This window comes from Halorubrum sp. SD683 (assembly GCF_002135045.1).
Lineage (GTDB): Archaea > Halobacteriota > Halobacteria > Halobacteriales > Haloferacaceae > Halorubrum > Halorubrum ezzemoulense.
Map to the genome: position 1 here is coordinate 1 of NZ_NEWJ01000039.1, position 26210 is coordinate 26210.

At 70.0% G+C, this 26210-nt stretch carries 20 protein-coding genes, 1 tRNA gene and 2 pseudogenes; 9 read left to right on the plus strand and 14 right to left on the minus strand.

Annotation, left to right across the window (positions count from 1 at the left end; all coding sequences use genetic code 11):
* Positions 1-274 precede the first annotated feature (274 nt).
* From B9G49_RS10475 to B9G49_RS17245, 4 genes and pseudogenes are all read right to left on the minus strand, one after another.
* A pseudogene (locus B9G49_RS10475) lies at positions 275-1294 on the minus strand (hypothetical protein).
* Between the two features lie 323 nt (positions 1295-1617).
* Positions 1618-1690 (minus strand) — tRNA-Arg (locus tag B9G49_RS10480).
* 27 nt (positions 1691-1717) lie between these two features.
* Positions 1718-4324, minus strand: coding sequence for an RND family transporter (locus B9G49_RS10485; protein ID WP_086216322.1), 2607 nt, complete (start codon positions 4322-4324; stop codon positions 1718-1720).
* A pseudogene (locus tag B9G49_RS17245) lies at positions 4325-6128 on the minus strand (COG1361 S-layer family protein). It abuts the gene before it with no gap.
* 280 nt (positions 6129-6408) lie between these two features.
* Between B9G49_RS17245 and B9G49_RS10495 the strand changes: the two are divergent.
* The 7 genes from B9G49_RS10495 (at position 6409) to B9G49_RS10525 (ending at position 14240) form a co-directional block, all read left to right on the plus strand.
* Complete coding sequence (locus B9G49_RS10495) at positions 6409-7215, plus strand: TrmB family transcriptional regulator (protein ID WP_086216323.1); 807 nt, start codon at positions 6409-6411, stop codon at positions 7213-7215.
* A 167-nt stretch (positions 7216-7382) separates the two neighbouring features.
* Positions 7383-9053 carry a PAS domain-containing protein gene (locus tag B9G49_RS10500; RefSeq protein ID WP_086216324.1) on the plus strand — a complete coding sequence of 557 codons (1671 nt, stop codon included), beginning with the start codon at positions 7383-7385 and terminating at the stop codon, positions 9051-9053.
* A gap of 46 nt (positions 9054-9099) precedes the next feature.
* The gene (gene rimI / locus B9G49_RS10505; RefSeq protein ID WP_086216325.1) at positions 9100-9606 is read left to right on the plus strand and encodes a ribosomal protein S18-alanine N-acetyltransferase; all 507 of its coding nucleotides are present in this window, start codon (positions 9100-9102) and stop codon (positions 9604-9606) included.
* 73 nt (positions 9607-9679) lie between these two features.
* Positions 9680-11479 (plus strand): oligoendopeptidase F, encoded by a 1800-nt coding sequence (pepF, locus tag B9G49_RS10510; RefSeq protein ID WP_086216326.1) that lies wholly within the window; start codon positions 9680-9682, stop codon positions 11477-11479.
* Positions 11480-11594: 115 nt separating this feature from the next.
* On the plus strand, positions 11595-12071 hold the full coding sequence (locus B9G49_RS10515; RefSeq protein ID WP_086216327.1) for a hypothetical protein: 477 nt from the start codon (positions 11595-11597) through the stop codon (positions 12069-12071).
* Positions 12072-12161: 90 nt separating this feature from the next.
* Complete coding sequence (locus B9G49_RS10520; RefSeq protein ID WP_086216328.1) at positions 12162-12974, plus strand: hypothetical protein; 813 nt, start codon at positions 12162-12164, stop codon at positions 12972-12974.
* A 120-nt stretch (positions 12975-13094) separates the two neighbouring features.
* Positions 13095-14240 (plus strand): aminopeptidase, encoded by a 1146-nt coding sequence (locus B9G49_RS10525; RefSeq protein ID WP_086216329.1) that lies wholly within the window; start codon positions 13095-13097, stop codon positions 14238-14240.
* 37 nt (positions 14241-14277) lie between these two features.
* Here the strand turns inward: B9G49_RS10525 and B9G49_RS10530 are convergent, their stop codons facing one another.
* Positions 14278-15582 carry an O-acetylhomoserine aminocarboxypropyltransferase/cysteine synthase family protein gene (locus tag B9G49_RS10530; protein ID WP_086216330.1) on the minus strand — a complete coding sequence of 435 codons (1305 nt, stop codon included), beginning with the start codon at positions 15580-15582 and terminating at the stop codon, positions 14278-14280.
* A gap of 182 nt (positions 15583-15764) precedes the next feature.
* Here B9G49_RS10530 and B9G49_RS10535 point away from each other — a divergent pair, with 182 nt between their 5' ends.
* Positions 15765-16994: an SPFH domain-containing protein gene (locus B9G49_RS10535; protein ID WP_086216331.1), complete on the plus strand. Its 1230-nt coding sequence runs from the start codon at positions 15765-15767 to the stop codon at positions 16992-16994.
* Positions 16995-17019: 25 nt separating this feature from the next.
* Here the strand turns inward: B9G49_RS10535 and B9G49_RS10540 are convergent, their stop codons facing one another.
* The 3 genes from B9G49_RS10540 to uvrB form a co-directional block, all read right to left on the minus strand.
* Entirely contained in the window at positions 17020-17613 is a 594-nt protein-coding gene (locus tag B9G49_RS10540) for a hypothetical protein (protein ID WP_086216332.1), read from the minus strand.
* A gap of 75 nt (positions 17614-17688) precedes the next feature.
* Complete coding sequence (locus B9G49_RS10545; protein WP_086216333.1) at positions 17689-18219, minus strand: hypothetical protein; 531 nt, start codon at positions 18217-18219, stop codon at positions 17689-17691.
* A gap of 67 nt (positions 18220-18286) precedes the next feature.
* The gene (gene uvrB / locus B9G49_RS10550; protein ID WP_086216334.1) at positions 18287-20341 is read right to left on the minus strand and encodes an excinuclease ABC subunit UvrB; all 2055 of its coding nucleotides are present in this window, start codon (positions 20339-20341) and stop codon (positions 18287-18289) included.
* Between the two features lie 128 nt (positions 20342-20469).
* Here uvrB and B9G49_RS10555 point away from each other — a divergent pair, with 128 nt between their 5' ends.
* A complete protein-coding gene (locus tag B9G49_RS10555) occupies positions 20470-20877 on the plus strand; it encodes a hypothetical protein (RefSeq protein ID WP_086216335.1) in 408 nt (135 codons plus the stop codon).
* A gap of 393 nt (positions 20878-21270) precedes the next feature.
* Here B9G49_RS10555 and mtnP read toward each other — a convergent pair whose 3' ends face one another.
* The 6 genes from mtnP to kdgK1 form a co-directional block, all read right to left on the minus strand.
* Complete coding sequence (gene mtnP, locus B9G49_RS10560; RefSeq protein ID WP_086216336.1) at positions 21271-22149, minus strand: S-methyl-5'-thioadenosine phosphorylase; 879 nt, start codon at positions 22147-22149, stop codon at positions 21271-21273.
* 100 nt (positions 22150-22249) lie between these two features.
* Positions 22250-23248: a YeiH family protein gene (locus tag B9G49_RS10565; RefSeq protein WP_049931496.1), complete on the minus strand. Its 999-nt coding sequence runs from the start codon at positions 23246-23248 to the stop codon at positions 22250-22252.
* On the minus strand, positions 23245-23397 hold the full coding sequence (locus B9G49_RS16780; protein ID WP_167373068.1) for a hypothetical protein: 153 nt from the start codon (positions 23395-23397) through the stop codon (positions 23245-23247). Before B9G49_RS16780 ends, B9G49_RS10565 begins: the two co-directional genes overlap by 4 nt.
* A gap of 128 nt (positions 23398-23525) precedes the next feature.
* Positions 23526-24194, minus strand: coding sequence for an HD family hydrolase (locus B9G49_RS10570; protein WP_086216337.1), 669 nt, complete (start codon positions 24192-24194; stop codon positions 23526-23528).
* A 12-nt stretch (positions 24195-24206) separates the two neighbouring features.
* Positions 24207-24902: a phosphoribosyltransferase gene (locus B9G49_RS10575; RefSeq protein ID WP_049931497.1), complete on the minus strand. Its 696-nt coding sequence runs from the start codon at positions 24900-24902 to the stop codon at positions 24207-24209.
* 66 nt (positions 24903-24968) lie between these two features.
* Complete coding sequence (gene kdgK1 / locus B9G49_RS10580) at positions 24969-25934, minus strand: bifunctional 2-dehydro-3-deoxygluconokinase/2-dehydro-3-deoxygalactonokinase (RefSeq protein WP_179233687.1); 966 nt, start codon at positions 25932-25934, stop codon at positions 24969-24971.
* Positions 25935-26210 lie beyond the last annotated feature (276 nt).

Sequence of the window (26210 nt, forward strand, 5' to 3'; positions counted from 1 at the left end):
GTTTAGCTAGGTGACGACACTGCTCGATGAAGTCGAGGATATCGATCTCCATACCAAGCTCGATTTCCTCGGCTTCATCCTTCTAAACCCGTGATATCGGCTAATAAGATCGCTCTTCAACAGAGCAGTTCAAACTGCTCGTGATCGATCTGTAACCCCTCATCAAGCAGTTCCTCCTTCGCGGTCGATGCTTTCATTCAAGATCGAAGTTTTCGCCGCTGAATAAAAATCCACTCGCCAGAGCAACCAGTCCGTTTCGGTAGCTGGATGAAGATTATGTTGAGAAATCCAATTCCGAATACTCGTACGTGTAGCACTTGATCCCGTTCTCCTCACAGTGCTTCACAAGCTCTCCCGGGGAGACGTCCTCCTCCTCGAAATCACCCAAGAACGCGACTGCCACGTTGTCATCGCCACGCTCCTCGGAGCCTTCGACCACGACGGCCGTGTTCGGGTCGCTGTGGCTGGTCTTAATTACTTTGTCACCCGCCACGTACGGATTCTCCGCGAACGCGAGGTTCTCGTGTTTGTACGTCCAGAGCTTGACGTCCTAGTCGTCACAGTACGACGCGAGGATCGCGGGGTGGTAATCGCGCCACGCACCCGGGCCATCGTCGAGCGAACTCGGGAACGCGACCCGCACCGCTTCCCCGTCCATTTCGTGTCCGAACGCGCCGGTGTTCTGCTCTGGCGGCATCACCTCGACGACGATCCCCACCGACGGCTCCGAATCCCTGGTGGCCTTCACCACTCGATCCCCCGGTGAGAACGGATTCTCCGGCTTTTGGTTCATGTGGGCGGTATTAGGCCCGAGGTCGAGCAGCTCGTTCATCGGTCGCGCCGCGAGGTGATCGAGCTTCTCCGGGGAATCGCCGGAGAAGGCCGCCTCCGTTTCGACCTTTGACTTCAGCGTCTCGAGTCGCTCCCACCCGAGCAGCATCAGACTGTCCTCGGTATCCCGGTGCCAGACCATCACCACGATATCGTCGTCGGGATCCCGCTCAACCAAAGACTCAAGAAGAAGCACGGAGACGTCCCGCGATGACTTCACGTCGACTGTGTAGCCGAACACCTCGAAGTCATGCCCAGAGAAGCTCTCGGAGTTACACCGCCGGATTGCTTCCTCGTTTTCCCACTCCCACATCTCGACGGGGAGGTACTCGCGACAGAACTGCTCGAACGCGAGCTCGCCGAGGTTGCCGATCCGCTTCGCGTCGAGGTCGTCGGCCCCCTGAATGACCGCTTGGTGGTGGGCTCGCTCGTGATCGATTTCGTCCGGGGTGAACCGATACATTAGCTGAGTATCAGACACCGGACAGATATATTTTCAGTATTAAATATCAAACTAAAGAAATTGAGGGCGAAGGAGCGTCGCGATTCCGGCCCCCGACGAGAGCGGCTGATTAATCGTGAAACCTCGAGCTAAACTAGCCTAGCACGACGAAACCACCAACCACCCAAAGGACTGTACCCCCGACTCCGTCACGTGTATTTCACGAACCGCACGAAGGCGACAACCCCCGTCACGCTACGTGACGAACTCAAACCCGTCACTGGGGGTTCGCGTTATATACACCCGACCGCCGTCCTGTCAATTTCCCCCGTCAGAAAACGTGACGGGCGCGACGGGATTTGAACCCGCGGCATCTTGGTCCGGAACCAAGTGCTCTGTCCGCTGAGCTACGCGCCCTCACGAGCCGGTATCCGCGGCGAGCGTTTAACGCTTCTGACTCGGATCGTCGTCCGAGGCCCGCGGGTCAGTCTGCCACTCGAACGCTTCGGCCGGAGAGTCGGCGGCGGCGCCACCGGCGGACGCGCCGCCGTCGGTTCGGGCTCGGTCGGTCGTGTCGCTCTCGCCGTCGATCGCGCCCGCGGCGTCGAACAGGCGGCCGACGAACAGCAGTCCGGGGCGGCGCTCGACGACGGCGACCCAGACGACGAGCGCCGGGGGCAACACGATCAGCGACGCGAAGTAGGCGAGCGTGATGCTGGCGGCGGTGAGGAGGCCGAACTGCCCCAAGACGGGGGTGATCGCCAACACGAGGACCCCGGTCCCGAGCGCGGTCGTCGCCCACGTGCCCGTGAGCGCGCCGCCCGTCCCGCGGAGCGTGGTGATCACCGCGGCGTCGACGTCGCCGCCGCGCGCGTACTCGTCGTGGAAGCGGTGCGCGACGTGGACGGTGTAGTCGACGCCGAGCCCGATGGTGATCGCGAGGATCGTCGCGGTGATCGCGTTGAACGGGATCCCGCCGAGCCGCATCGTGGCGGTGAGCGTCGCGACCGCGACCGTCACGGGCACGAGCGTGACCAGCCCGAGCGTCGGGCTGCCGAGCAGCAGCCAGAAGAGGATGACGAGGAACACCGCGGAGAGCCCGAGCGCGGCCGCGAGCGAGACGATCGCGGAGTCGAATATCGTGTCGGCGACCGCCTGAAAGACGACGATCTGGCCGGTGGCGATCGCGTCGCCGCGGTAACGGTCGGCGACGCGGCGGGCGTCGGCGGCGATCTCGGCGTCGCTGGCGTCGGACTCGACGGCGTACACGATCCGCGTCGAACGGTCGTCGTCCGCGAGGTACTCGCCGGTGAAGTCGTCGTACGGCGAGTCGCGCAGCTCCGCGTAGATCCGGTCGAGGTTGCGGTTGGGACGACCGTCGTCGAGCGACGACTCCTCGACGAGCTGTTCGAACTCGGGGTCTTCCGAGGCGTACGCGTCGATCGCGCCCTGGACGCTGTCGGTGCTGGCCCGGCCGTCGACCGTGACGAACGTGTCGGGCGGGTCGCGCTCGGCGCGCGCCAGGCTGCGGAGGGCGGCGTCGCTGGTCATGCGCCGCTCGACGTAGATCGTGACGGTGTCGTCCTCGCTCGTGGCGAAGTTGTCGGAGAGGAAGTTGATCGTCTCCGTGGCGGTGTACTCGCCCGGCTGGAGCGGGCCGGGGAGGTAGTCGACGTACGCCGGCTCCTCGCTCGGCGGCAGGAAGTCGTCGTCCTCGAACGTCGTATCGACGCCGGCGCCGTAGCCCGCGGCGCCGGCCGTGATCAGCAGGACGACGACGAGGAAGACGGCGGGCGCGGGCCGCGAGATCCCCGAGAGCCGCGGGAGGAGCCGACCGAGCGCGGAGTCCTCGGAGCCGAGCGGGCGCGAGCCGAACTCGGGCAGCGAGCGCTCGGCGCGCCAGCGGTCGAGGAGCAGCTTCGCCGCCGGCAGGAAGCCGACGAAGATGGCGAGGGTGAAACAGATCCCCAGCCCGGCGACGAGGCCGAACTCGCGGAGCGGCGGCAGCGAGCTCGTGAGGTTCGCGAGGAAGCCGATGATCGTCGTCCCGGCGATGATCGAGTAAGCGACCACGAGCTGACCGAGCGCGCCGCGCATCGCCGTCTCCGGGGTCGCGCCCGCGGCGCGGTCCTCGCGGTAGCGGTTCACCGTGTGGATCCCGAAGTCGATCCCGATCGCGAGGAGGAGGACTGGCACCGCGATCAGCACCTCCGAGAAGGCGATCCCCGCGTAGCCGGTGAAGCCGAACGTCCAGACGACGGTCATCAGCAGCGCGATCCCGCCGAGGACGAAGTCGAACGGGTCGCGGTAGGCGTACGCCAGCAGGCCGAGTATCACCGCGAGCGCCGCGGGCACGACGATGCCGAGCGAGTCGAAGATGACGCGCTGGAACTCGTCGTCGACGATGCCGCTCCCGAACGCGGTGATGTCGCCCGGGGCCTCCTCGGCGACCGTCTGCGCCTCGGACTGGATCGCCTGCGTGTCGGCCGACGCCGGGAACCCGTGGTTGACGACGCCGAGCGACGCCGAGGCCGTTCCGGACTCCTTGTTGAAGTCGTCCGAGAGGAGCGTCGCGAAGCCGGGGTCCCGCGCGGCGGCGGCCACCGCGTCCTCGATCTGCCCGTCGCTGGCGCGCTCGATTGCGTCGCGAGCCGCTTCCGGGGTGTCGGCGTCCTCGTCGAGCTCGGCCGCGACGTCCATCGCCGGCGCGGAGAAGCTGGTTACCCGCAGGCTGTCGCGCTCGTCGAGCCGTTCGGCGGTCGCCAACATGTCGAGGAGCCCGCGGCGGTCGAGCACGTTGGTGTCGCGCTGGATCAGCTGCGTCGTCGGGTCGTCGCCACCGAAGGCGGGCTCGAACTGCTCGTTCACGCGGTCGAGCGCGTCCGACTCCTCGATCCCGTCGGTGAACTGGTCGCTGCCCGCGCTCGCCTCCAACAGCGCCATGCCGGGCGCGAACAGGGCGGTCACGACGAGGCAGGCGATCACGACCCGGCGCGGCTGCTCGATGACCCGATCGGTGATCGCGCCGAACAGTCGGGTGACCGGGTCCATCTATCGGGAGCGGAGTCGACCGCGGAGCCGTGAGATCGCTCCGCTCACCCGACCGCGCTGCCAGACGACCACGCCGCCGACCGCGAGGACGCCGAGCAGGGCGACGATCCCCAGCGGCGAGGAGAGTGCCCCGCTGTCGTCGGCGATGACGACCTCGACCGGGAGCCGGTAGGTGTCGGAGAGCTGTTCGTCGCCGTCCGCGTCGTCGTATCAGAAGTCGACCGCGGCCGCGTACGTCTTCGGCGTGGCCCCGCCGTCGACCTCGACCTCGAAGGTGACCGTCGTCGCCTCGCCCGGGTCGAGCGAGGTGACGAACGCCTCGTCGTCGGACGACGAGAGCGGCGAGTCGACGAACAGTTTCGCCTGGACGTTCGAGATCGGCTCCGGACCGGTGTTGCGGACGACAGCGTGGTACTGGACGGTCGACCCCGGCGTGACCGCCGAGGGGTCGGTGGCGTTCGGCTCCGCCGGCGACACCGCGAACACGTCCGCCTCGGGCGCGACGTCGACGACAGCGTCGAGCGCGTCGGAGGTGACCACGTCGCCGGCCGATCCGGTCGACACGAGCGAGATGCCCCCGTCGTCCGTCCGCCTCGCGCTCACGCCCTCGTCGGTGCCGATCCCGCGGTAGCGGACGGCCACGTTGACGGTCCGGGGACCCGGATTCGCGTCCGTCCGGAGGCCGGCGTCGAACGTGGCGGTCGCCGTCTCGCCGACTGCGAGGTCGCCGACCGTGTCGCGAGTGGAGCGCGGCACGATGTTCTGGTCCGTCTGGACCGTGTCCTGTCCCACGCCCTCGGGGGCGGGTGCCTGATTGCTGAACACGACGACCGCGTTCTCGATCTCGCGGGGGCCGCGGTTGCGCACCTCGACGGTGAACGAGCCGTCCTCGCCGACGCGCAGCGTGCTGTTGACGGCCTCGGCGACGAACGACTGGGGGGGGCAGCGGCGTCACGCCTGTCCGGACTGTCCGGGCGGCCGCGTCTGCGCGCTCGGCGTCGCGGTAGTCGACCTCGAACTCCAGCGTCGACGACCGGGCGGTCGCCTCGCCCGCGGAGGCGAACCGGTAGGCGAACGTGCGGTTCTCTCCCGGGGCCCACGCGCCGACGTACGTCTCGGTCGTGCCCGCGTCGGTGGCGAAGGTGAGGTCGGGGTCGATCGGGTTCGCGGCGACGGAGGCCTCGTGTGCGGTCTCGTTGCGCACGTTCCGCATCGTCACCTCGACGATGCCGTTGTCACCGGCCTAGACGACGCCGTCGACGTCAACGACCGCGAACTGCGCGCGGTCGGTGATCTCGACGGAGACGTACACTGTCTCGGACGTGATCTCCTCGTCGCGGACCGTCGAGCCGTCGTCGACCTCCGCGCTCTCGACGTTCCGGTACTCCAGTCGGATCGGGACGCGGTAGACGCCGGGCTCGGCGTCCTCGTCGGGGACGACCGTGAACTCGATCGGCCCGGTGACCCCGCGGGCGACGTCGCCGACCGTCTGCTCGCCGGTCCGCACGTCGAAGGGGACCTCCCGGTTTGCCTCGTCGCCGGCGAGGATCCGCGCCGTCGTCTCGTGGGCGGTCACGACCTCGCTCTCAAGATCGTCGGCGCCTTGTTCGTCGATGTCGCCGCGGTTGTTCAGGTTCACCTGAATGGTGGACTCCTCGCCGGGGACGAACGCGGTCTCCGGCGCGAACGCCTCGATGTCGGGGTCGCCGCGCACCGTGTCGTTGGCCTCCTGCGCGACTACCGCTCCGGTCGCGACGAGGGACACGACGAGAAGCAGGACGACGACCGTCCGGATTCGGCTCATGTTGGTTACCACCGGATTGGAGGCTGCGACGTAATACCCTTCGGGAACCCGCGACAACAACGTATCTGTTTCCGTATAGGTGTCGCAAACGGGTCTCGGTAGTCGATGCGACAGAAATTCGAGACACACCGGATTCTACCGGTTTGACGCCAGTTACTGTCGAACTGCCGAGAGGCGCAGAAGCGATCATCAAAACGATCTATCGTTTCGCGATCGCTTTTTTATATACTTAACCGGCGTCAAGCGTCGAGGCTTTGTGGGAGCGCGTCGGAGGGCGCGCATGGAGTCGCTCCGCGACCTCGGGCTGTCGAGCTACGAAGACCGGGCGTACCGCGCGCTGCTCGCCCTCGGCACCGGGACCGCCGCGGCCGTCGCCGAGGAGAGCGGCGTGCCGAAGGGGCGGATCTACGACGCGCTCGGCGGGCTGGAGTCGCGCGGCTTGGTCCGGGTCCAGACCGACCGGGAGCCGAAGCGGTACGCGCCCGTCGAGCCCGCCGTCGCCGTCGACCGGCTGGTCGAGGCGAAGCGCCGGGAACTCAACCGGCGGATCGAGACGTACGAGTCGGGGAAAGGGGAGCTGATCGACCGGCTGGCGGACGCCGAAACGGCGGACGACGAGTTCTGGACCGCCGCGGTCGGCGCCGACGACTCCCTCGACCTCCTCTTCGAGCGGATCGACGCCGCCGAGGAGTCGATCGTGGTCGTCGCCACCGACGTCTCCGCGCAGTTCGACGTCGACCGCGACGGACCGGCGCTCCTCGACCGGCTCCTCGCGGCGATCCGGGGCGGCGTCGACGTCTCCGTGCTCATCTCGCCGAGCGTGTTCGACGACGCGCGCGCCGCCGTCGACGAGGACCGGGCGACGCTGACGATCGCGCAGGGGCCCTTCGAGCTACGCGTCACCGAAGACGCGTACGGGAACTTCTATCTCATCGACGGCGAGGAAGTGTGCCTAGAGGTCGCCGACCCGCTTTCGCCCGACCGGCTGTTCGGCATGCTCGACCTCCGCGACCGGGGATTCGCGGCGCGCGTGAACGAGGGCTTCGAGGCCGCGTGGGCGGACGGGACCGTCGTCGACGAGGTGTGACGCCCGCGGATCCGGCCGCTCGGAGGGTCGTCGGAGCGCGACCTGACCACCAGTCCGGACGGCCGCACCGGGTCCGGATGGATCGGGGGCGTCCGTCGATTATCAAAACAGATTTCTCCGGCGCGCAGCTTTATCACCCCGCGTCCGTACCGTCGGTAGAACCCATAGTGACCCTCCGGCCATCCGACACGTCGACGCCCGACCGCGGCGGCGACGAGGGCGACGCCTCGGCGACGGATCCCCCCGAGACCGACGACGCAGAGCGGGCGGCTCGCGCGGAAACACGACCGGAGACCGTCAGAACGTGCGGCGCGCCCGCCGACCGGGAGTCGGGGACTCGCGACGGGGCGCCCCCGGACGGCGGCTCGGTCGAAGCGGACCGGTTCCTCCTCGCCGTCGCCGTGGACGGCGAGGTGTTGTTCGCCGGCCCGTCGGCGACGGACGTCGTTGGCGTCGAGCGCGACGCGCTCGTCGGGAGCGACCTCCTCGACCGCGTCCACCCGAGCGACCGCGACCCGGTGGCCGACGCGCTGTCGGCGGTCACGGCGAACCGGACGGTCACCCACCGCATCCGCCGCGCGAGCGGCGGGTACGCGTGGGTCGAGTCGATCGTCGACGAGGAGCTCGCCCCGGAGTTCGGCGGCCGGATCGTCACGGTCCGTCGAGTCGACGTCGACCGAACCTTCCCAGAGCGCTACCGGGCCTTCCTCGAGTACGGTAGCGACCTCGTCACCGTCGTCGACGGCGACGGCCTCGTCGTCTACGAGAGCCCCTCCGTCGAGGAGGTGCTCGGCTACGAGCAGGGGGCGACCGTCGGGCGCTCCCCGCTCGGCTACGTCCACCCCGACGACCGCGAGCGGGTGACGGAGCGGTTCTATCGCGCGCTCGACGAGCCGAACGCGGCGCCCACCCTGGAGTACCGCTACCGCACCGCCGACGGCGACTGGGTCTGGCTGGAGTCGCGGACGCGCTCGCTGCCGGCCGACAGCCCCGTCGGCGAACTGCTCGTCAACTCCCGCGACGTCACCGAGCGGAAGGCGCGCGAGCGGCGGCTCACCGACCGGAACGAGCGGCTCGACCGCTTCGCGAGCATCGTCTCGCACGACCTCCGGAACCCGCTGTCGGTGATCCGCGGCTCCATCGAGATGGCGCGGCTGCGCGGCGAGACGGAGCCCCTCGAACGCGGCGAGCGCGCCGTCGAACGGATCGACCAGCTCGTCTCGGAGCTGCTCACCCTCGCCCGGCAGGGGACCGGCATGGACGAGCCGACCGAGTTCGCGCTCGCGAGCGTCGCCCGCGACGCGTGGGAGACCGCCGCCGAGGGCGACGAGCGCGCAGAGCTGGTCGTCGCCGGCGACGCGCAGGTGTACGGCGACCGGGGGCGGATGCGGCAGGCCCTGGAGAACCTGTTCCGCAACGCGAGGGAGCACGCGACGCCGGGCGCGGCGGAAGCCGCGGTCGACGGTTGCGAGGACGTGCCGACAGACGGGGACGAGGAGGCGCCGGCGTCCGGCGACGACGCGCTCACCGTGCTCGTCACCGCCACCGACGAGGGGTTCCTCGTCGCGGACGACGGGGCCGGGATCGACCCCGAGGACCGCGGCTCCGTGTTCGAGTCCGGGTTCACGACCCGAGCCGACGGGACGGGGTACGGGCTCGACATCGTCCGCGAGATCGTCGAGTCCCACGGGTGGACGGTCGAACTCCGCTGCGACGCCGACGGCCCCGTCGGGCTCCCGGACGGGCGGCGGCTCCGGATCCCGGAGGGCGCGTGCTTCGAGGTGTGCGCCCCCGACCCGGCCGACACGGACCCCGAGGAGCCCTGGATCGATCGGTAGGGGGAGGACCCGGCGCGTTTATTCCTCGCGGCCGCCAATTCGGCCCGTGAGCGTCGCCGACCTGACGGTCCGGCAGGCCGAGCGCGCCGACCTCCTCGCGGTGGTCCGGATCGAGCGCGCCTGCTTCTCGGACCCGTGGCCGCACGACGCCTTCGAGCGACTGCTGGACGAGCCGGCGTTCCTCGTGGCGGAGCGTGAGGGCGCAGTCGTCGGGTTCGTCGTCGCCGACTGGACGCCGAACCACGGCCGCGACATCGGCCACGTCAAGGACCTGGCCGTCCACCCCGACACCCGCGGCGAGGGGATCGGGCGGACCCTCCTCCGGTCGGCGCTGGCGCGGCTCCGCGCGACCGGCGTCGCGGTCGTCCGCCTGGAGGTGCGCGAGGGGAACGACCCCGCCCGCTCGCTGTACGCCGACGAGGGGTTCGAACCGGTCCGGCGGGTCGGCGGCTACTACCGCGACGGCGAGGACGCGCTCGTGCTCGTCGTCGACCTCGCCGCGTGGGCCGGGCGAGCGGGGTCGGGCGGCGGCGACGGTGTAGAGTCGAGGTAACGCGCCGCACGCCTATCGGCTTGCGGCGCGGGGTTTGCCAAGGCTTAGTGTCTGGGAGGCCGACCCGATCGGTATGAGTTCGGTTCCCGAGCGGTCCGAGATCGACGCCGAGTACAAGTGGGACCTCGACGGCATCTACGCCGACGACGAGGCGTGGGAGGCCGCCTACGAGACGGTTTCCGACCGGATCGGCGAGCTGGCCGACTACGAGGGGCGCGCGACCGAGGACGCCGCGACCCTCCTCGAGCTCCTCGAACTGCGCGAGGAGATCTTCCGCGAGCTCCAGCAGGTGATGACGTACGCCCGGCTCCGGAGCGCCGAGGACACGCGGAACCAGGAGTATCAGGCGATGTCGGCGAAGGCGTCGTCGCTCGGCTCCGAGGCGTCGAGCGCGATCTCGTATCTCGACCCCGAGATCCAGTCGCTGACCGAGGCGGATGTGGCGGACTTCGTCAACGACGAGCCCGGGCTCGCAGAGTACGAACACTACTTCGACGACGTGCTGCGCAAGAAGCCGCACACGCGGTCGAGCGAGGTCGAGGAGGTGCTCGCGGACCTCTCGGAGGTCACCGACGCGCCGAGCGAGATCTACTCGATGTTGACGAACGCCGACATGACCTACGGCGTCGTCGAGGACCCGGACGGCGAGGAGGTCGAGATCACGCAGGCGAACTTCACGAAGCTCCAGACCAACCCGGACCGCGAGTTCCGCGAGCGCGTCCACGAGACGTTCTACGACGAGTGGGCCGACGTGCGCAACGCGGTCGGCACGTCGCTGGAGAAGGCCGTCCGCGAACACGTCACGAGCGCCGAGATCCGCGACTACGACTCCGCGCGCGCCGCCGCGCTCGACGGTTCGAACGTCCCCGTCGAGGTGTACGACACGCTCGTCGACACCGTCGACGACAACCTCGACGTGCTCCACCGCCACGCCCACCTGAAGGCCGAGGCGCTCGGCGTCGACCGGCTACGGAGCCACGACCTCTACATGTCGCTGACGGGCGACCAGGGTCCGGACGTGGAGTACGAACAGGCCCGCGAGTGGGTGATCGAGGCGGTCGCGCCGCTGGGCGAGGAGTATCAGGAGCGACTGGCCGAGGGGCTCGACTCGCGGTGGGTCGACGTGTACGAGAACCGCGGGAAGCGCTCGGGCGCGTTCTCCTCGGGCACGTACGACACCCAGCCGTACATCATGATGAACTACCAGGACGACATCGCCTCGATGTACACGCTGGCCCACGAGCTCGGCCACTCGATGCACTCCGAGCTGGCGGGCGACGCGCAGCCGTGGCACGACGCGAGCTACGAGATATTCGTCGCGGAGATCGCGTCGACAGTCAACGAGACCCTGCTCACCCACCACCTGCTCGACACCGTCGAGGACGACGAGCTCCGCACCCACGTCCTCGACGAGTACCTCGAACGCTTCCGCTCGACCCTCTTCCGCCAGACGATGTTCGCGACGTTCGAACAGGAGATCCACGAGCGCGTGGAGGCCGGCGACGCGCTCACCCCCGACGCGTTCGACGAGATCTACGGCGACCTGAAGGGCGACTACTACGCGCCCGCTGAGCTCACGGGCGGCATCGAGCGCGAGTGGCAGCGTATTCCGCACTTCTACTACGACTTCTACGTCTACCAGTACGCGACCGGCATCTCTGCCGCGGCCGCGATCGTCGAGCGCGTCCTCGACGAGGGCGACGAGGCCGCCGCCGACTACCGCGAGATGCTGCGGGCGGGCGGCTCCGACTACCCGCTCGACGTGGTCGAACTCGCCGGCATCGACATGGCCTCGCCCGACCCGATCGAGTCCGCCGTCGGGATCTACGACGAGTACCTCGACGAGATCGCGGCGCTGCTCGACCTAGAGTAACGCCGACGCGCGAGAGTCGACCGATCCCGCCGACGGGCCGGCGCAGTCCGGCCCCCGAACGACCGAGCCGGCGGCCCAAAGCATATGATTCGCTCGGCCGAACCCGCCCGCCGGGATGGACCGCAGGCTGCTCGTCGTCCCGGGTGTCCTCCTCCTGCTCGCCCTGATCGCGGACGTGAGGGTCGTCCGCTGGGAGGCGGCGCTCCGCGCGGGACCGGGGCTCGAACGACACCCGACCGTGAACGCGACCAGCCTCCCCGCGAGGTGCGCAGAGGCCGCCGTCGCCCTCGCCGACGGCGACGACGTCTCGATTCGGGGGTATCGGATCGCTCCCGGCTCCCTCGATCTCGTCGTCGAACGCACCTCCGCCTCCGGTCGGTGGGCGCTCGGCGACGCGAACTGCGCGGACCGCCTCGCCGGAGTCGACGACCTGCGCGTCGACGGCCGCTCGTACCGGGTGCTCGGTCAGTACTTGCGCGGGCGAGTTGACCGGACCGCGCTGTTCGGGCTGGCGCGGCTCGGGAGCGGAGTCGTGGGCGTCGGACTGCTCGCGGTCGGGCTCCTCGCGACCGTCGGTCGGGAATCCGAGTGACGGCGGTGGCCGGTTCCGACCGGCCGCTCACCGGGAACCACCGCCGCTCATCCTCCAATTTTATTAGCTGTCTGAGCAGTTACCGACGATATGGAGTGGCACGAGCGTTCGGAGGCCGGGGCGGACACGCTGCGCCGACAGGCGGTTCGAATTCCGCTCCCCGACAGGGAGGCGGAACGGGACCTCCACGAGAACATGGCCCGGATCGCGGACGCCGGCGAGCGGAAGGCCCGGCTACTCGACGATCCGGACGTCCCGCTGACGGAAGTGTACGAGGACGAACTGGACGAGATGCGACAGAGCTTCGAGTACCGCTTACAGCAGGTCGCCGGCGAGGAGTACTACGACGTCGCGACCGCGTATCTCGACGGCGAACGCGACGACTGGATCGGAGCGCTCGCCGCGTACTACTTGGAGTGTTACTACCGCTTACAGGAACGCTACACTGTCGACGAACAGATCTTCTTTCTGTTGATCCTCCGATACCCGGACTGTTTCACGGTGAACCTCAGTTTCCTCGGCGGTGAGATCAGCCGAGACGCGGTTCGGTACGAGTCCTCCGCGCTCGCGGACGCGGACCTCACGGAGCGCGGTCAGGAGCAGTACTACGCGGACAGCCAGTACTCCCAACACGAGGCCGCGGAGTACCTCCGCGAGAGCGTCGGCTGTATCCGCGAGACGTTCCCGGACCCGGACGCGACCTCGGCCGAACGGCGGCAGTACGGCGGGTTCATCCATCTCACCGGACGGCAGGGGCCGACGTTCGCGGAGCGCCTCGACTCCTGGGCTCCGGACCCGGACCGGTTCGACGAGCCGGCCGCCACGCCCGATATCGTTCCGGAGGGGCCGGAGGCAAGACGAGCGAAGCGAACGCTCCTCACCGACGCCGAAGTGTTGATCTGACGGTCGCGGACCGGTCTCGACGGTCGGCGGCAACCGGGCGGACTCGTCGCGGCCCAGCTTGCGGGGACCGCTCCGACCGTCCCGGCACCGATTTACCGCTCCCCCGCGACACGAGTAATCATGGACGAACGCGTACGCGAGCACGCCGAGGTGCTTGTCGACTGGAGCGCGCGGATCGAGGCCGGCGACGACGTGGTTGTCAGCGTCGCGGAGGACGCCCACGAGCTGGGGGTCGCGGTCGCCGAAGCCCTCGGCGAGCGGGGCGCGAACGCCACGACGATGTACGGCTCCGCGGAGCTCTCCCGCGCCTATCTGAAAGGCGTCGAGGCCGGGACCGACGGCGATGTCGACGCGGACGACTTCGACTCGGACCCCGCGGTCGAGCGCGCGATGTTCGAGGCCGCCGACGCCTACCTCCGAGTCGGGGGCGGGCGCAACACCACCGCGGTCGCGGACGTCGACCGCCCGACCCGGCAGGCGTGCGCGAAGGCGCGGCAGGGCGTCCGCGAGGCGCGGATGGACACCGACTGGGTGTCGACGGTCCACCCGACGCGGAGCCTCGCCCAGCAGGCGGGGATGGCCTACGAGGAGTACCAAGAGTTCGTCTACGACGCCGTCCTCCGCGACTGGGAGTCCCTCGCCGACGAGATGGCCGAGATGAAGTCGGTCCTCGACGCGGGCGACGAGGTCCGGATCGTCACCGAGCGCGACGGCGCTCCCGACACCGACGTGACGATGTCGATCGCGGGCCGCACCGCGGTCAACTCCGCCGCCTCCGTCGCGTACGACTCGCACAACCTCCCTTCCGGTGAGGTGTTCACCGCGCCGTACGACACCGAGGGCGAGGTCTTCTTCGACGTACCGATGACGATCGACGCGACGCGGGTCCGGAACGTTCACCTCGCGTTCGAGGGCGGCGAGGTCGTCGACTTCTCGGCGGAGTCCGGCGAGGAGGCAGTCGCGGACGTCCTCGACACCGACGACGGCGCGCGGCGGCTGGGCGAGCTCGGGATCGGGATGAACCGCGGCATCGACCGGTTCACCGACTCGATCCTCTTCGACGAGAAGATGGGCGACACCGTCCACCTCGCGGTCGGCCGCGCCTACGACGCCTGCCTGCCGGAGGGCGAGTCCGGCAACGACAGCGCGGTCCACGTCGACATGATCTCCGACGTGAGCGAGCGCTCCCGGATGGAGGTCGACGGCGAGGTCGTCCAGCGGAACGGGACGTTCCGGTGGGAGGACGGCTTCGAGGCGGAGAACTGACCCTGTCAGAAACGGGGCAGCGAAGGGCGGACCGCGGCTATTCGGTCGCCGCCTCGATAGCCGCTTCGAGGTCGGCGACGATGTCGGCGGGGTCCTCGATGCCGACGGAGAGGCGCACCATGTCTGGGGTGACGCCGGCGGCCTCCTGTTCCGCTTCGGTCAGCTGCTGGTGCGTTGTCGACGCCGGGTGGATGACGAGCGTCTTCGCGTCGCCGACGTTCGCGACGAGCGATGCGAGGTCGGCCTCCTCGACGGTCGCGCGAGCCGCCTCGTAGCCGGCCTCCAGCCCGAACGTGAGCATCCCTCCGTAGCCGCCTTCCAGGTACTCGCTCGCCTCCTCGTGGGTCTCGTGGCTCTCCAGCCCGGGGTAGTTCACCCACGCCACGTCGTCGTGGTCGTCGAGGTACTCGGCGACGATCCCCGCGTTCTCGCAGTGGCGGTCCATGCGCAGCGGGAGCGACTCCGTCTGCTGGAGCGTGTTCCACGCGTCGAACGGCGACTGCTGGTCGCCCAAGTCGCGCAGGCCGCGAGTGATCGCCGCGAAGGTGAACGCCGCGTCGCCGAACCGCTCGGCGAAGTTGATCCCGTGGTACGCGGGGTTGTCCTGCGCGATCTCGGGGTACTTCTCGGCGTGGTCGGCCCACGGGAACGAGCCGCCGTCGACGACGACGCCGCCGACCGTGGTGCCGTTGCCGGTGAGCCACTTCGTCGTCGACTCCCAGACGAGGTCGGCGCCGTGTTCGAGCGGCCGGCAGAGGTACGGCGTCGCGAACGTGTTGTCGACGAACAGCGGCACGCCGTGGTCGTGCGCGATGTCGGCGATCCGCTGGATGTCGGGCGTGATCAGGGCGGGGTTCCCGATCGTTTCGAGGTGGACGTACGCCGTGTCCTCGTCGATGGCCTCGGCGTACCCCTCGTAGTCGAGGGGGTCGACGAACCGCGTCGAGACGCCGCGGCGCTCGACGGAGTGAGTGAGGTAGGTGTAGGTGCCGCCGTACAGCGCCGACGAGGTGACGATGTTGTCGCCCGCCGAGGCGAGGAGGAACGTCGTCACGTCGAGCGAGGCCATGCCCGAGGCGGTCGCGACCGCGCTGACCCCGCCCTCAAGCGAGGCGATCCGCTCTTCGAGGGCGGCGTTGGTCGGGTTCATCAGCCGGGAGTAGACGTTGCCGGCCTCCTCCAAGCCGAACAGGTCCGCGGCGTGGTCGGCGTCGTCGAACTGATAGGCGGTCGTCTGGTAGATGGGCGTCGCGCGGGCGCCCGTCTCCGGGTCCGGGTCGGAGCCGGCGTGGACGCTTCGCGTGCTGAACTTCGGGCCGTCGTCCCCCTCGTCGGATGGCATGGATCTGTGTTCCGCTGCCGCGTAGTTAAAGCCGACCGGCCCACGCGGGCGTTTCCGGTATCTCTGAGATCGGCGGTCGAGCGCGTGCGAGGACGACGGCGGGAACGACGAATCGCGAGGGGCGACGCGTCAGCGCGCGAACTCGTGGCAACCGTTAACAGCGTCGGGCCGTAACTTCCGGTATGGGAACACAAGGTCCGCGCGGCGATTCCGCCGAGCTGGAGGAGCTGCTGGGGGAGATCCCGGACGGGGTCTGGCAGTACCTCGCGCTCGGCGTCGCCCTCCTCGTCGCCGTCGCCCTCCTCGGGCAGAGCCTCGCGTTCGGCGTCGCGGCGCTGGCGGTGCTTTTGGCGGCCGTCACGGTCGTCAGCGCCGTCGAGATCGTCGACGCCTACGACAAGGAGGCGCTCACCGTCTTCGGCGAGTACCGCGAGCTGCTCGAACCGGGCGTCCACCTCATCCCGCCGTTCGTCTCCCGCACGTACCCGTTCGACATGCGGACCCAGACGATCGACGTGCCGAGCCAGTCGGCGATCACGCGGGACAACTCCCCCGTGACCGCCGACGCGGTCGTCTACATCAAGGTGATGGACGCGAAGAAGGCGTTCCTCGAAGTCGACGACTACAAGAACGCCGTCTCGAACCTCGCACAGACCACCCTCCGCGCCGTCATCGGCGACATGGAGCTCGACGACACGCTCTCGCAGCGGGAGCTGATCAACGACCGGATCAACGAGGAGTTAGACGAGCCCACCGACGAGTGGGGGATCCGCGTCGAGGCCGTCGAGGTCCGCGAGGTGAGCCCCTCACAGGAGGTCCAGCGCGCGATGGAGCAACAGACCGGCGCGGAGCGCCGCCGCCGCGCGATGATCCTCGAAGCGCAGGGTGAACGCCGCTCCGCGGTCGAGCAGGCCGAGGGTGACAAGCAGTCCAACATCATCCGCGCGCAGGGCGAAAAACAGTCCCAGATCCTCGAAGCGCAGGGAGACGCCATCTCGACGGTCCTCCGCGCCCGCTCCGCCGAGTCGATGGGCGAACGCGCCATCATCGAGCGCGGCATGGAGACCCTAGAGGAGATCGGGAAAGGCGAGTCCACCACCTTCGTCCTCCCGCAGGAGCTCACCAGCCTCGTCGGCCGCTACGGCAAGGCCCTCTCCGGCTCCGACGTTCAGCAGATGGAGGGGTTAGAGGGCAAGGAGTTCGACGAGGAGACGGAGAAGCTGCTCGGGTTGGAAGACATCGAGAGCGCCCTCGAACAGATCGACACCGTGGCCGACGACGACCTCCGCACCGACGAGACCCGGGACGGGGACGCGGCCCGCGACGTCGACCTCGCCAAGCAGGAGGCGGCGACCCGCGAGGCCGACCGCGACATCGAACTGGAGGCCGAAAGCGAGCGGCCGAGCGACTGAGACGCGCGGGCGATCGTGAGCCGGGTCAGGGCCGCCAGCGGTCCGGGTCGACCGCCCAGAGGAGGGCGACTGCGACCGCGCCGCCGACTCCTCCCGTGACCAACGAGAGGGGGTCGGACGCCCCCGCCGCGAGCGCCGCGAGCAGCAGGACGGAGCCGGCGAGGAGGGCGACGGTGTCCTCGGTTGTCGTCGCGCGGACCACCGGCGCCACGGCGCCGCCGACGGCCGCACCGACGGCGATCCGCGCGGGCGGACCGGTCGTGAGGACGGCGTGTGCCGCCGGGTTCGTCGCCGTCGCGGGGGCCGATCCGGGCGCCGCGACGAGGCCGACGCCGAACGCGAGCGCGGCGACGGCGCCGAACGCGGGCGCGACCAGCGCCGCGCGGGCGGAGCCGTCGCCCCCGGTCGCGGCGGCCGCGCCGCCGACGAGCAGGACCGACCCGGCCGCGAGGAGCGCGGGGGCGGCGAGCGACGAGAGAGGAGCGGGTGCGGTCAGTGCGATTCCGTCGGCCGCGGACGAGGAGGGGACGAACGCCGGCGCGACCGTTCCCGCGAGACCGATCGCGGCGACGCCGACGACGAGGAGGGCCGAACCGAGGAGTCGACTGCGGAGTGACATGCGTGGCCGGAAGCGTCCCGGCCACAAAACGATCGCGGGACCGAGCCGGGATCGCTGCGGAGGGGGGCCCGACCGTCACACCGTGATGCCGGCGCGCTCGTCGCCGATGGCGACGATCACGCGCTCCGGGGGGCCGCGCTCGTCCGCGAGGCGCAACAGGAGCGTCTTGACGACCGGCTCGTCGGCGTCGATCTCGCCGCGGACGCCGCCTTGGTCGACGGCGATCCGAAGCGAGTGGTCGCCGGTGCGGCTGATCCCGCCGAGCCGGAGGCGGACCTCGGGCGCGGTGAGCCGCTGGGCGATCACTAAGATCGCGTCGCCCCCGTCGTCGACGAAGTCGGTGCGCTCGACGAACGCGCGGGACTCGGTCGCGTCGGGTTTGAGCGCGCCGCGGGCCGCGGCGGCGGACCGGAAGGAAGCGGCGTGAGTCGGTAGCTCCTCCGGGCGCGCGAGGACGCTGCGCGCGTCGACCATCGGGTTGCCGTCGACGTACCGGCTCCGCACGCCGAGGTCGCGCGGCGTCGAGGCGGCCACGTCGTGGAGGCGGTCGACGCACCCGGCGGTGGCGACCGCGAGCGCTCCGGAGACGACAGCACGGCGGTACACGGGCGAGAGTGTGGCACAGCGAGGTAAAAACCCCGCCGTCACGGTGACGCGGGCTGAGAATCGGACGCTACTCGTCGATCATCGGCGCGGGTACGCCCTCGTCGCCGCCGTCGATCTCGAACGCGCGGCGCAGCTCCGCGATCCGGTCGCGGATGTCCGCCGCCAGCTCGAACTCGAGGTTGCTCGCGGCCTCGTCCATGCGGTCCTCGAGGGCCTCGATCTGGGCTTTCGCCTCGGCTTCGCTCTCCACGTCGCCGACGCTGACCGACGAGGTGTCCGTCTTCGAGCCGGGGAGGTTCGTCTCGCTGACCGGCTTGTCGATGGTGGTCGCCTCGTAGCCGTGCTCGGCGTTGTACTCCAGTTGGATCTCGCGCCGGCGCTGGGTCTCCTCGATCGCCGCCTCCATCGAGTCGGTCACCTCGTCGGCGTAGAGGACGACCTCGCCGTTGACGTTGCGCGCGGCCCGCCCCATGGTCTGGACGAGCGTCGTGGTGGAGCGGAGGAACCCCTCTTGGTCGGCGTCGAGGATGGCGACGAGGCTCACCTCCGGGATGTCGAGCCCCTCGCGGAGCAGGTTGATCCCGACGAGCACGTCGATGTTGCCCAGGCGGAGGTCGCGGATGATCTCGTGGCGTTCGAGGGTGTCGGTCTCGTCGTGCATGTACGCCACGTCGACGCCCGCTTCCTCGAGGTACTCCGTGAGGTCCTCGGCCATCCGCTTGGTGAGCGTGGTGACGAGGACGCGCTCGTCGCGCTCGATCCGGTCGTCGACGCGCTCGAGGAGGTCGTCGACCTGCCCGGTGGCCCCCGTCACCTCCACCTTCGGATCGACGAGGTGGGTCGGCCGGACGATCTGCTCGACGATCCGGTCGGAGGTCTCGCGCTCGTAGTCGCCCGGCGTCGCGGAGACGTAGAGGGTGCGGTCCGTCTTCTCCTCGAACTCCTCGAACGTCAGGGGGCGGTTGTCGTAGGCGGTCGGGAGCCGGAACCCGTTCTCGACGAGCGAGTCCTTCCGCGACTTGTCGCCCTCGTACTGCCCTTTGATCTGCGGGATCGTCTGGTGGGACTCGTCGACGACGGTGAGGAAGTCGTCGGGGAAGTAGTCCAGCAGGGTGTAGGGGGCGTCGCCGGACTCGCGGTCGTCCATGTGGACCGAGTAGTTCTCGATCCCGGAGCAGTAGCCCGCCTCCCGCAGCATCTCGATGTCGAAGGTGGTCCGCTCCTCGATGCGCTGGGCGGCCACGAGGTCGCCCTGCCGCTCGAAGTAGCTCACCCGCTTCTCCATCAGGTCCTCGATCTCCGCGATCGCCTGCTCCAGCTTGTCGTCCGGGATCGAGTAGTGCTCCGCCGGGTGGAGCATCACCGCGGGCTCCTCGGAGACGACCTCGCCGTGCATCGGGTCCACCTTGATCATCCGGTCGATCTCCTCGCCCCACAGCTCGACGCGCACCGCGTAGCGCCCGTACATCGGGTATATCTCGACGGTGTCGCCCCGGACGCGGAACGTCCCCTGCGTGAAGTCCACGTCGTTGCGCTCGTAGTTCAGGTCGACGAGCCGGGTGAGCAGCTCCTCGCGGCCGACCTCCTCGCCGACCTCCAGGCGGAGCGCCATGTCGCGGTAGTTCCCCGGGTCGCCTAGCCCGTAGATGGCCGAGACGCTCGCGACGACGATCACGTCGTCGCGGGTCAGCAGGGAGCGCGTCGCGGAGTGGCGCAGGCGGTCGATCTCCTCGTTTATCGACATCTCCTTGTCGATGAACGTGTCCGTCTGCTCGACGTACGCCTCCGGCTGGTAGTAGTCGTAGTAGGAGACGAAGTACTCGACGGCGTTGTCCGGGAACAGCTCGCGGAACTCCTCGTACAGCTGGGCCGCGAGCGTCTTGTTGTGGGCGAGAACGAGAGTGGGCTGGTCCAACTCCTCGGCGACCCACGAGACGGTGTTGGTCTTCCCGGACCCCGTCACGCCGAGCAGCGTCTGCTTTGTTGCGCCCGACTCGTACCCCTCGACGAGTTGCTCGATCGCCTCGGGCTGGTCGCCCGCGGGCTCGAACGGGGCGTCGACGCGGAGCGGGCGGTCGACGGTCGGGCGGTCCTCCGAGAGGGGGGAGTCGGCGTCGCTCACGATACGCGTCGTTGGGCGGCGAGCCACTTGAGCGGCGCGGCTACGTCGGTGACTGCGACGAAACCGGTTCCGCGCGGACGGTTCCGCTCGGGGGAAAACCGATTACTGATCCGACGGAACACCCGGTCGTGTCCCTCCTCACTCCCCCCGTCGCCTTCGGCGCCGCCCTAGTGCTGTTCGTCTGGCTCGCATCCGGCGTCTGGGTGAACCTCGACGCGCACGCCCGCGGAAGTGACTATCCGGCCGTCTGGGGCGTCTTCGCACCGCTCTCGGGAATTGTGCTGTTCTACTACCTGCTGTGGTGGCGCCGCGGACGGTCTCGCGAGTACCCGCCGTCGCGGTGGGAGCGGGCCACCGCGATCGTCGCCGTCGCCGGTCCCGCGGGGCTGGTCGTCGGGAGCCTCGTCTCGCCGCCCGATCCGATCTCCCAGCTGACCGTCTGGCCGGTCGCGTTCGCCGGCTGCCTCCCCGTCGCGTACTGGGTGGTCGGAAGAAGATTCGACGCGACCGGCGACTCGTTTATAAGCGGTTGGTAACGAATCGGCGACGAACACCGCCAAAGCCCCAGCCGCGAGGGCGCAGTACGCTCGTTGCGCTCCTCGGTCGCTCACTCCGTTCGCTCCCTGCGGTGCTTACGTCGTCATCAGAACGCTCCGCGTTCTGATTGGCTCATGAGAGCTTCGCTCTCCTGAACACCTACTGCGCCCTCGCGGCAGCGTGGCGCTACGCGCCACGGGCAGCCGGCGGCTTCGCCGCCGGCGACTACCCCTTTGGGTCCCACCCCGCACGACACCGCGCCTCACACCTCCCCAGCCTCGTCGGTCGCCCTCCGCGCTGCTCCGGGCGACCGACTCCCTCGCGCGTGCTCCTCGTGGCCGCCGCTTCGCTCCGGCCGCTCACAGGCACGCGCCACCGCACGGCGCGTCTATTTACAAGTAGTCGCCGAGCAGGGGCTCAACGCGCTCCTTCGTCTCCTCGGGGATCGCCTCCGTCGGCGTGTTGACGGTGCCTTCGAGCGACGTGTGCGCGTCACACTCCAAGTCCTCGGGCAGGGTCCGCACGGCCTCCTCGACGGCGGCCTTGATCGCCGCCTGGTTCTGCTCGGCGTTCTCGAGCACCTCTTCGAGCGTCACCTCGCTGTCCGCCTTCCACACGTCGTAGTCGGTGACGCCGGCGATCGTCGCGTACGCGATCTCGGCCTCGCGGGCCAGCTTCGCCTCCGGGATCGCGGTCATGCCGACGAGGTCCCAGCCTTGGCTCTTGTAGAACTCCGACTCCGCGCGCGTCGAGTACTGCGGCCCCTCGATACAGACGTAAGTGCCGCCCTTCACGACGTCCGTGCCGTTGTCCCCCTCGCCGCCGACGGCGGACTCGGCCGCCTCGGTGAGGTGGTCGACGAGTTCGGGGCTGTACGGATCCGCGAACGGCTGGTGGACGACGACCCCGTCGCCGTAGAAGGAGAGGTCGCGGTGTTTCGTCCGGTCGTAGATCTGGTCGGGAACGACGAGCGTGCCGGGCGCTAACTCCTCCTTCAGGCTCCCCACCGCGTTCGACGCGAACACGTGGGTGACCCCCGCCTGCTTCAGGGCGTACATGTTGGCGCGGTACGGGAGGTCGGTCGGCGAGACGCCGTGGTTCGAGCCGTGGCGCGGGAGGAAGGCGACCTCGCGGCCCGTGTCGCCGAACTCGCCGATCGTCACCGCGTCGCTCGGCTCGCCGTACGGCGTGTCGAACGCGACCTCGCGCACGTCGTTGAGGGGGAGCGCCTCGTAGATGCCGCTGCCGCCGATGAATCCGATGGTTCCCATACCCCGAGTGCGCCCGCTCGCTACTTATAAGGAGTGAACGCGGTCGGCGGCCGCGGTCGACGGCCCGGCGCGTCGTCGACGGCTCCGCGGAGAACCCGTCTCACAGCAGCCAGCGCACCGCCGCGAGCGCGACCGCGCTCACGGCGAGGAGGTGGACGAGCACCGCGCCGACGGGCGCGGCGCCCACCGCACGCATGTCGTCGACCCGGATCGAGAGCCCGAGGCCGACGAACGCCAGCGCGAACAGCGCGTCCGACACGCGCCCGATCGACGCCAGCGCGGCCGGCGAGAGCAGCCCGCTGTTGGCGACCGCCGCCACGGCGAGGAAGCCGAGCAGGAACTTCGGGAACTCCGCCCACAGCCGCCGGACGCCGGGGTCGGCGGCCGACCGCGCCGCGTACGCCAGCGAGTACGCGACCGCGACGCCGCCAAGGAGCGAGTTGCGCGCCAGTTTCGTCACGGTCGCCCACTGCCCCGCCTCGGGCGAGTAGGCGAACCCGGCGGCCGCGACGGGGCCGGTCGAGAACATGCTCACGCCCGCCCAGACGCCGAACTGCCGACCGGTGAGGCCGAGCCACTCGCCCGCGAGCGGGAACGCGACGAGCGTCGCGGCGTCGAACAGCAGGATCGTCGCGGCCGCGAAGGTGATCGCGGTCCCGCGCGCGTCCAGCACCCGGCCGATTGCGACGACCGCGGAGACCCCGCAGATGCTCGCGCCGGCCGCCAACAGGGAGGACGTGGGCGACCCGATCCGGAAGAGCCCGCGCGCGACGACCTCCGCGAACAGGAGCCCGCCGGCGACGACCGCCACCACGAGCCCGAGGACGGTCGGTCCCGCGGCGAGGAACTCCTCGACCGCCACCGCCGCGCCGAGCAGCACGATGCCGGTCTCTAAGAACAGCTTGTCGGCGCTCACGCCCGGCTCCGCGATCTCGGGGATCCCGACGGTGTTGCCGAGCCCGACGCCGATCCCGACGGCGACGACGAGCGGCTGGAGGCCGGGGACCGCGTCCGCGACGAGCGTCGCGGCGACCGCGCCGCCCGCGAGCAGCGCGAGGCCGGGCAGGTACGCGCGGACCGCCTCGCCGATCCCCGTCACAGCGCCTGCCCGACGAGGTGCGCGGCGACGATCCCGAGCCCCAGCGCGAGCGCCTGCCAGCCGCGGTCGAGCGCGGTCCAGCGGTCGACGAGGCCGGCTCCGGTCGCCGGGCCGTCTGACGCGACCCCGTCGTCGCGGTTCGATGCCATGGCCCGAATCGGTCCGGCCGACACTTACTGGTGTCGCTCGCGCCGGTGACGGTCGAGCGCCGTCCCGTCGATGGCCTCGCAACCGCTGAACGGTCGGGGTCGCGGGCGCTACCGGACTGCGAGAGCGCTTACCGGTCGCGCGCCGCCCGGTACCGCTCGCGGATCGACGCGAACAGCTCCTCCCCGGCGTCGGTCCGGAGCCGCGGCTCGCTCGTCGCGAAGAACTCGTCGAGGTCGTCGTACTCGCGGAACGCATCGGGATCGCCGCGCTCCGGGTCGTACCGGTCGCCGCGCTCGTAACGCAGGGCTTGGAGGCAGGTGTCGAGCAGGTCGCACTCCTTGACGAGGACCGCCTCCGGCGAATTGCGGGCCTCGTACGTCTCCCACGCGTCCCGCACGCGCTCCGGGAGCGGGCCGGCGAGGTCGCGCATGGCCTCTCGCTCGGCGGCGACCTTCGCCTCGCGATCGACCGCGTCCCCGGCCGCGTCGTCGTCGGCCGTCACGTCGGCCGCCCGCGTCGCCACGTCGCCTGTCTCCGCCTCGGCGACGTCGTGGACGACCGCCAGCCGGAGGGCGCGGTCGCGGTCGACGCCCGGGAGATCCTCGCGGAACCGGTCCCCGAGCGTCAACACGAGGTACGCGACGCCCCACGAGTGGGCGGCGACGGACTCGGGCTCGTCGACCCCGCGGAGCTGCCACCCCGTGCGCCGCTCGTCTTTGAGCGCGTAGGCGTCGAGGAGGGCGTCGAGCGCCGCGTCGTCTGCGGGGTCAGCGTCGGCGTCGTCTCCGGGGGCCATCGCTCGGTCCGACTACTCGGCGAGCGCCCACGTCTCGTCGCCGACGGGCTCGGCCACGTCCCGCCGGACCATCTCGTCGATGACCTCGTCGAGGCGGCCGGGCTGGGCGACCTCCATCTCGATCCGGCCGATGCCGTGGTACTCCTCTAAGTAGTGCCGGAGGTCCTCCCGCGAGAACGTCGAGTCGTCGGCGCGCTCCATGGCGCCCTCCGTGAGGTCGATCATGTCTTCGAGGAAGTTCCACGGGTAGACGACCCACGTCCACTGTTCGAGCCGTTCGCCCACGAAGTCGGGCTGGAACTCGGAGGTGCCCAAGAGCTGGAGGGTCGCGGTGCGGACCTCGCCCGCGCCGCGGTCCTCGACGTACTCCTCGGCGCGGCTGATCGAGCCGCCGGTGTCGGCGATGTCGTCGATGATGAGGACGTTCTTGTCCTCCACGCTCCCCTCGGGCATCGGGTAGCGGATCTGCGGTTCGTCGCTCTTCTCGGCCGCCCCCACGTAGTGTTCCATCTTGAGGCTGGTGAGGTCGTTGAGCCCGAGGAAGTCGCAGATACACCGCCCCGCGAACCAGCCGCCGCGGGCGAGGGCGACGACCACGTCCGGCTCGAAGTCGGCCCGCTTCACCGCGTCGGAGACGTTGCGGCAGAGCCCGTAGATGTACTCCCAGTTGGTGAGCGTGCAGTCGAAGTCGTCCGGGAGGTCGCTCATACGGGCGTACCTGCCACCCGCGCGCTGATAAGGGTTTAGCTCCGGCGCTCGCCCCGCGCCGGTCGACTACCGATCGATGCCGCCGCCGCCGGCCACCACGCCCTCGACCTCCCCGGGCGTGACGACGGCGACGTCGCCCGCGACGGTGCGTTTCAGCGCCGCGACCGCGGCCGCCCACTCCAGCGCGGCCGGGAGGTCGCCGCCGTCGATCCGCTTCGCGAGGTAGCCCGCGACGAACGCGTCTCCGGTGCCGATCGCGTCGATCGTCTCCGCGTCGAAGACGCCCTGCTCGTACACCTCGCCGTCGCGCAGCGCGACCGCGCCCTCCGTCCCGCGGGTGACGACGACCGTCTCGACGCCGAACTCCGCGGCCAGTCCGTGCGCGATCGCGACCGCGTCGCCCTCGCGGTCCAGCACCTCGCGGGCGTCCCGCCGCGGGACGAACAGCGTGTCGACGTGCTCGAACAGGCTCTCGTAGGCCGCTCGCGCGGTCTCCGGGTCCCAGAGCTTCTCCCGGTAGTTCAGGTCGAACGAGCGAGTGAGCCCCGCGTCGCCCGCCTCGCGCAGCAGCGCGGCCGCCGTCTCCGCGGCGCGGTCGGACAGCGCGGGCGTGATCCCGGTGGTGTGGAACCGGCTCGCGTCCGCGAACGACGCCGTCGACAGGTCCCCGGGCGTCACCGTCGTGATCGCGGCGTCCCCGCGGTCGTACACGACGTTCGACCCCCGCGGCGTGCCGCCGCGTTCGAGGTAATACGTCCCGACGCGGCCCTCAGCCGGGTCGGTCCACGCCACCTCGGGCGTCACTCCGTGGCTCCGCAGCTCGTTCGTCACTCGGCGCCCCGGCGGGGAGTCCGGCAGCTTCGAGAGCCAGACGGCGTCGACGCCGAGCCGCGACGCGCCGACCGCCACGTTGCTCTCGGCGCCGCCTGCCTGAACGTCGAGCGAGTCCGTCGTCTCCAGCCGCTCGCCGCGCGGGGGCGACAGGCGGAGCATCGTCTCGCCGAACGTCACGAGGTCGGTCACGCCGACCACCCTTCGGTTCGCATACTCGGCCGTCGCCGGGCCAGCACAAAAGCGTCCGCGATCGCCGCGCAGCGCGCGGGCGGCCCGGTAAACCTGGCGCTCGCACTGTCACCGCAGCGCGGAGATCAGCGCGATACCGCCCGCCAAGAGGAGCGCGAGCGCGGCCACGGGCTGGCCGCCGCCGACCGCGAGCGAGACGCCGTACACGAGGCCGGCCGCGAGCGCGCCGACGAGCAGGCTCGCCCCCGCGTGGACCGCGACGTTCCGCCGGACCCGAGCGCCCCG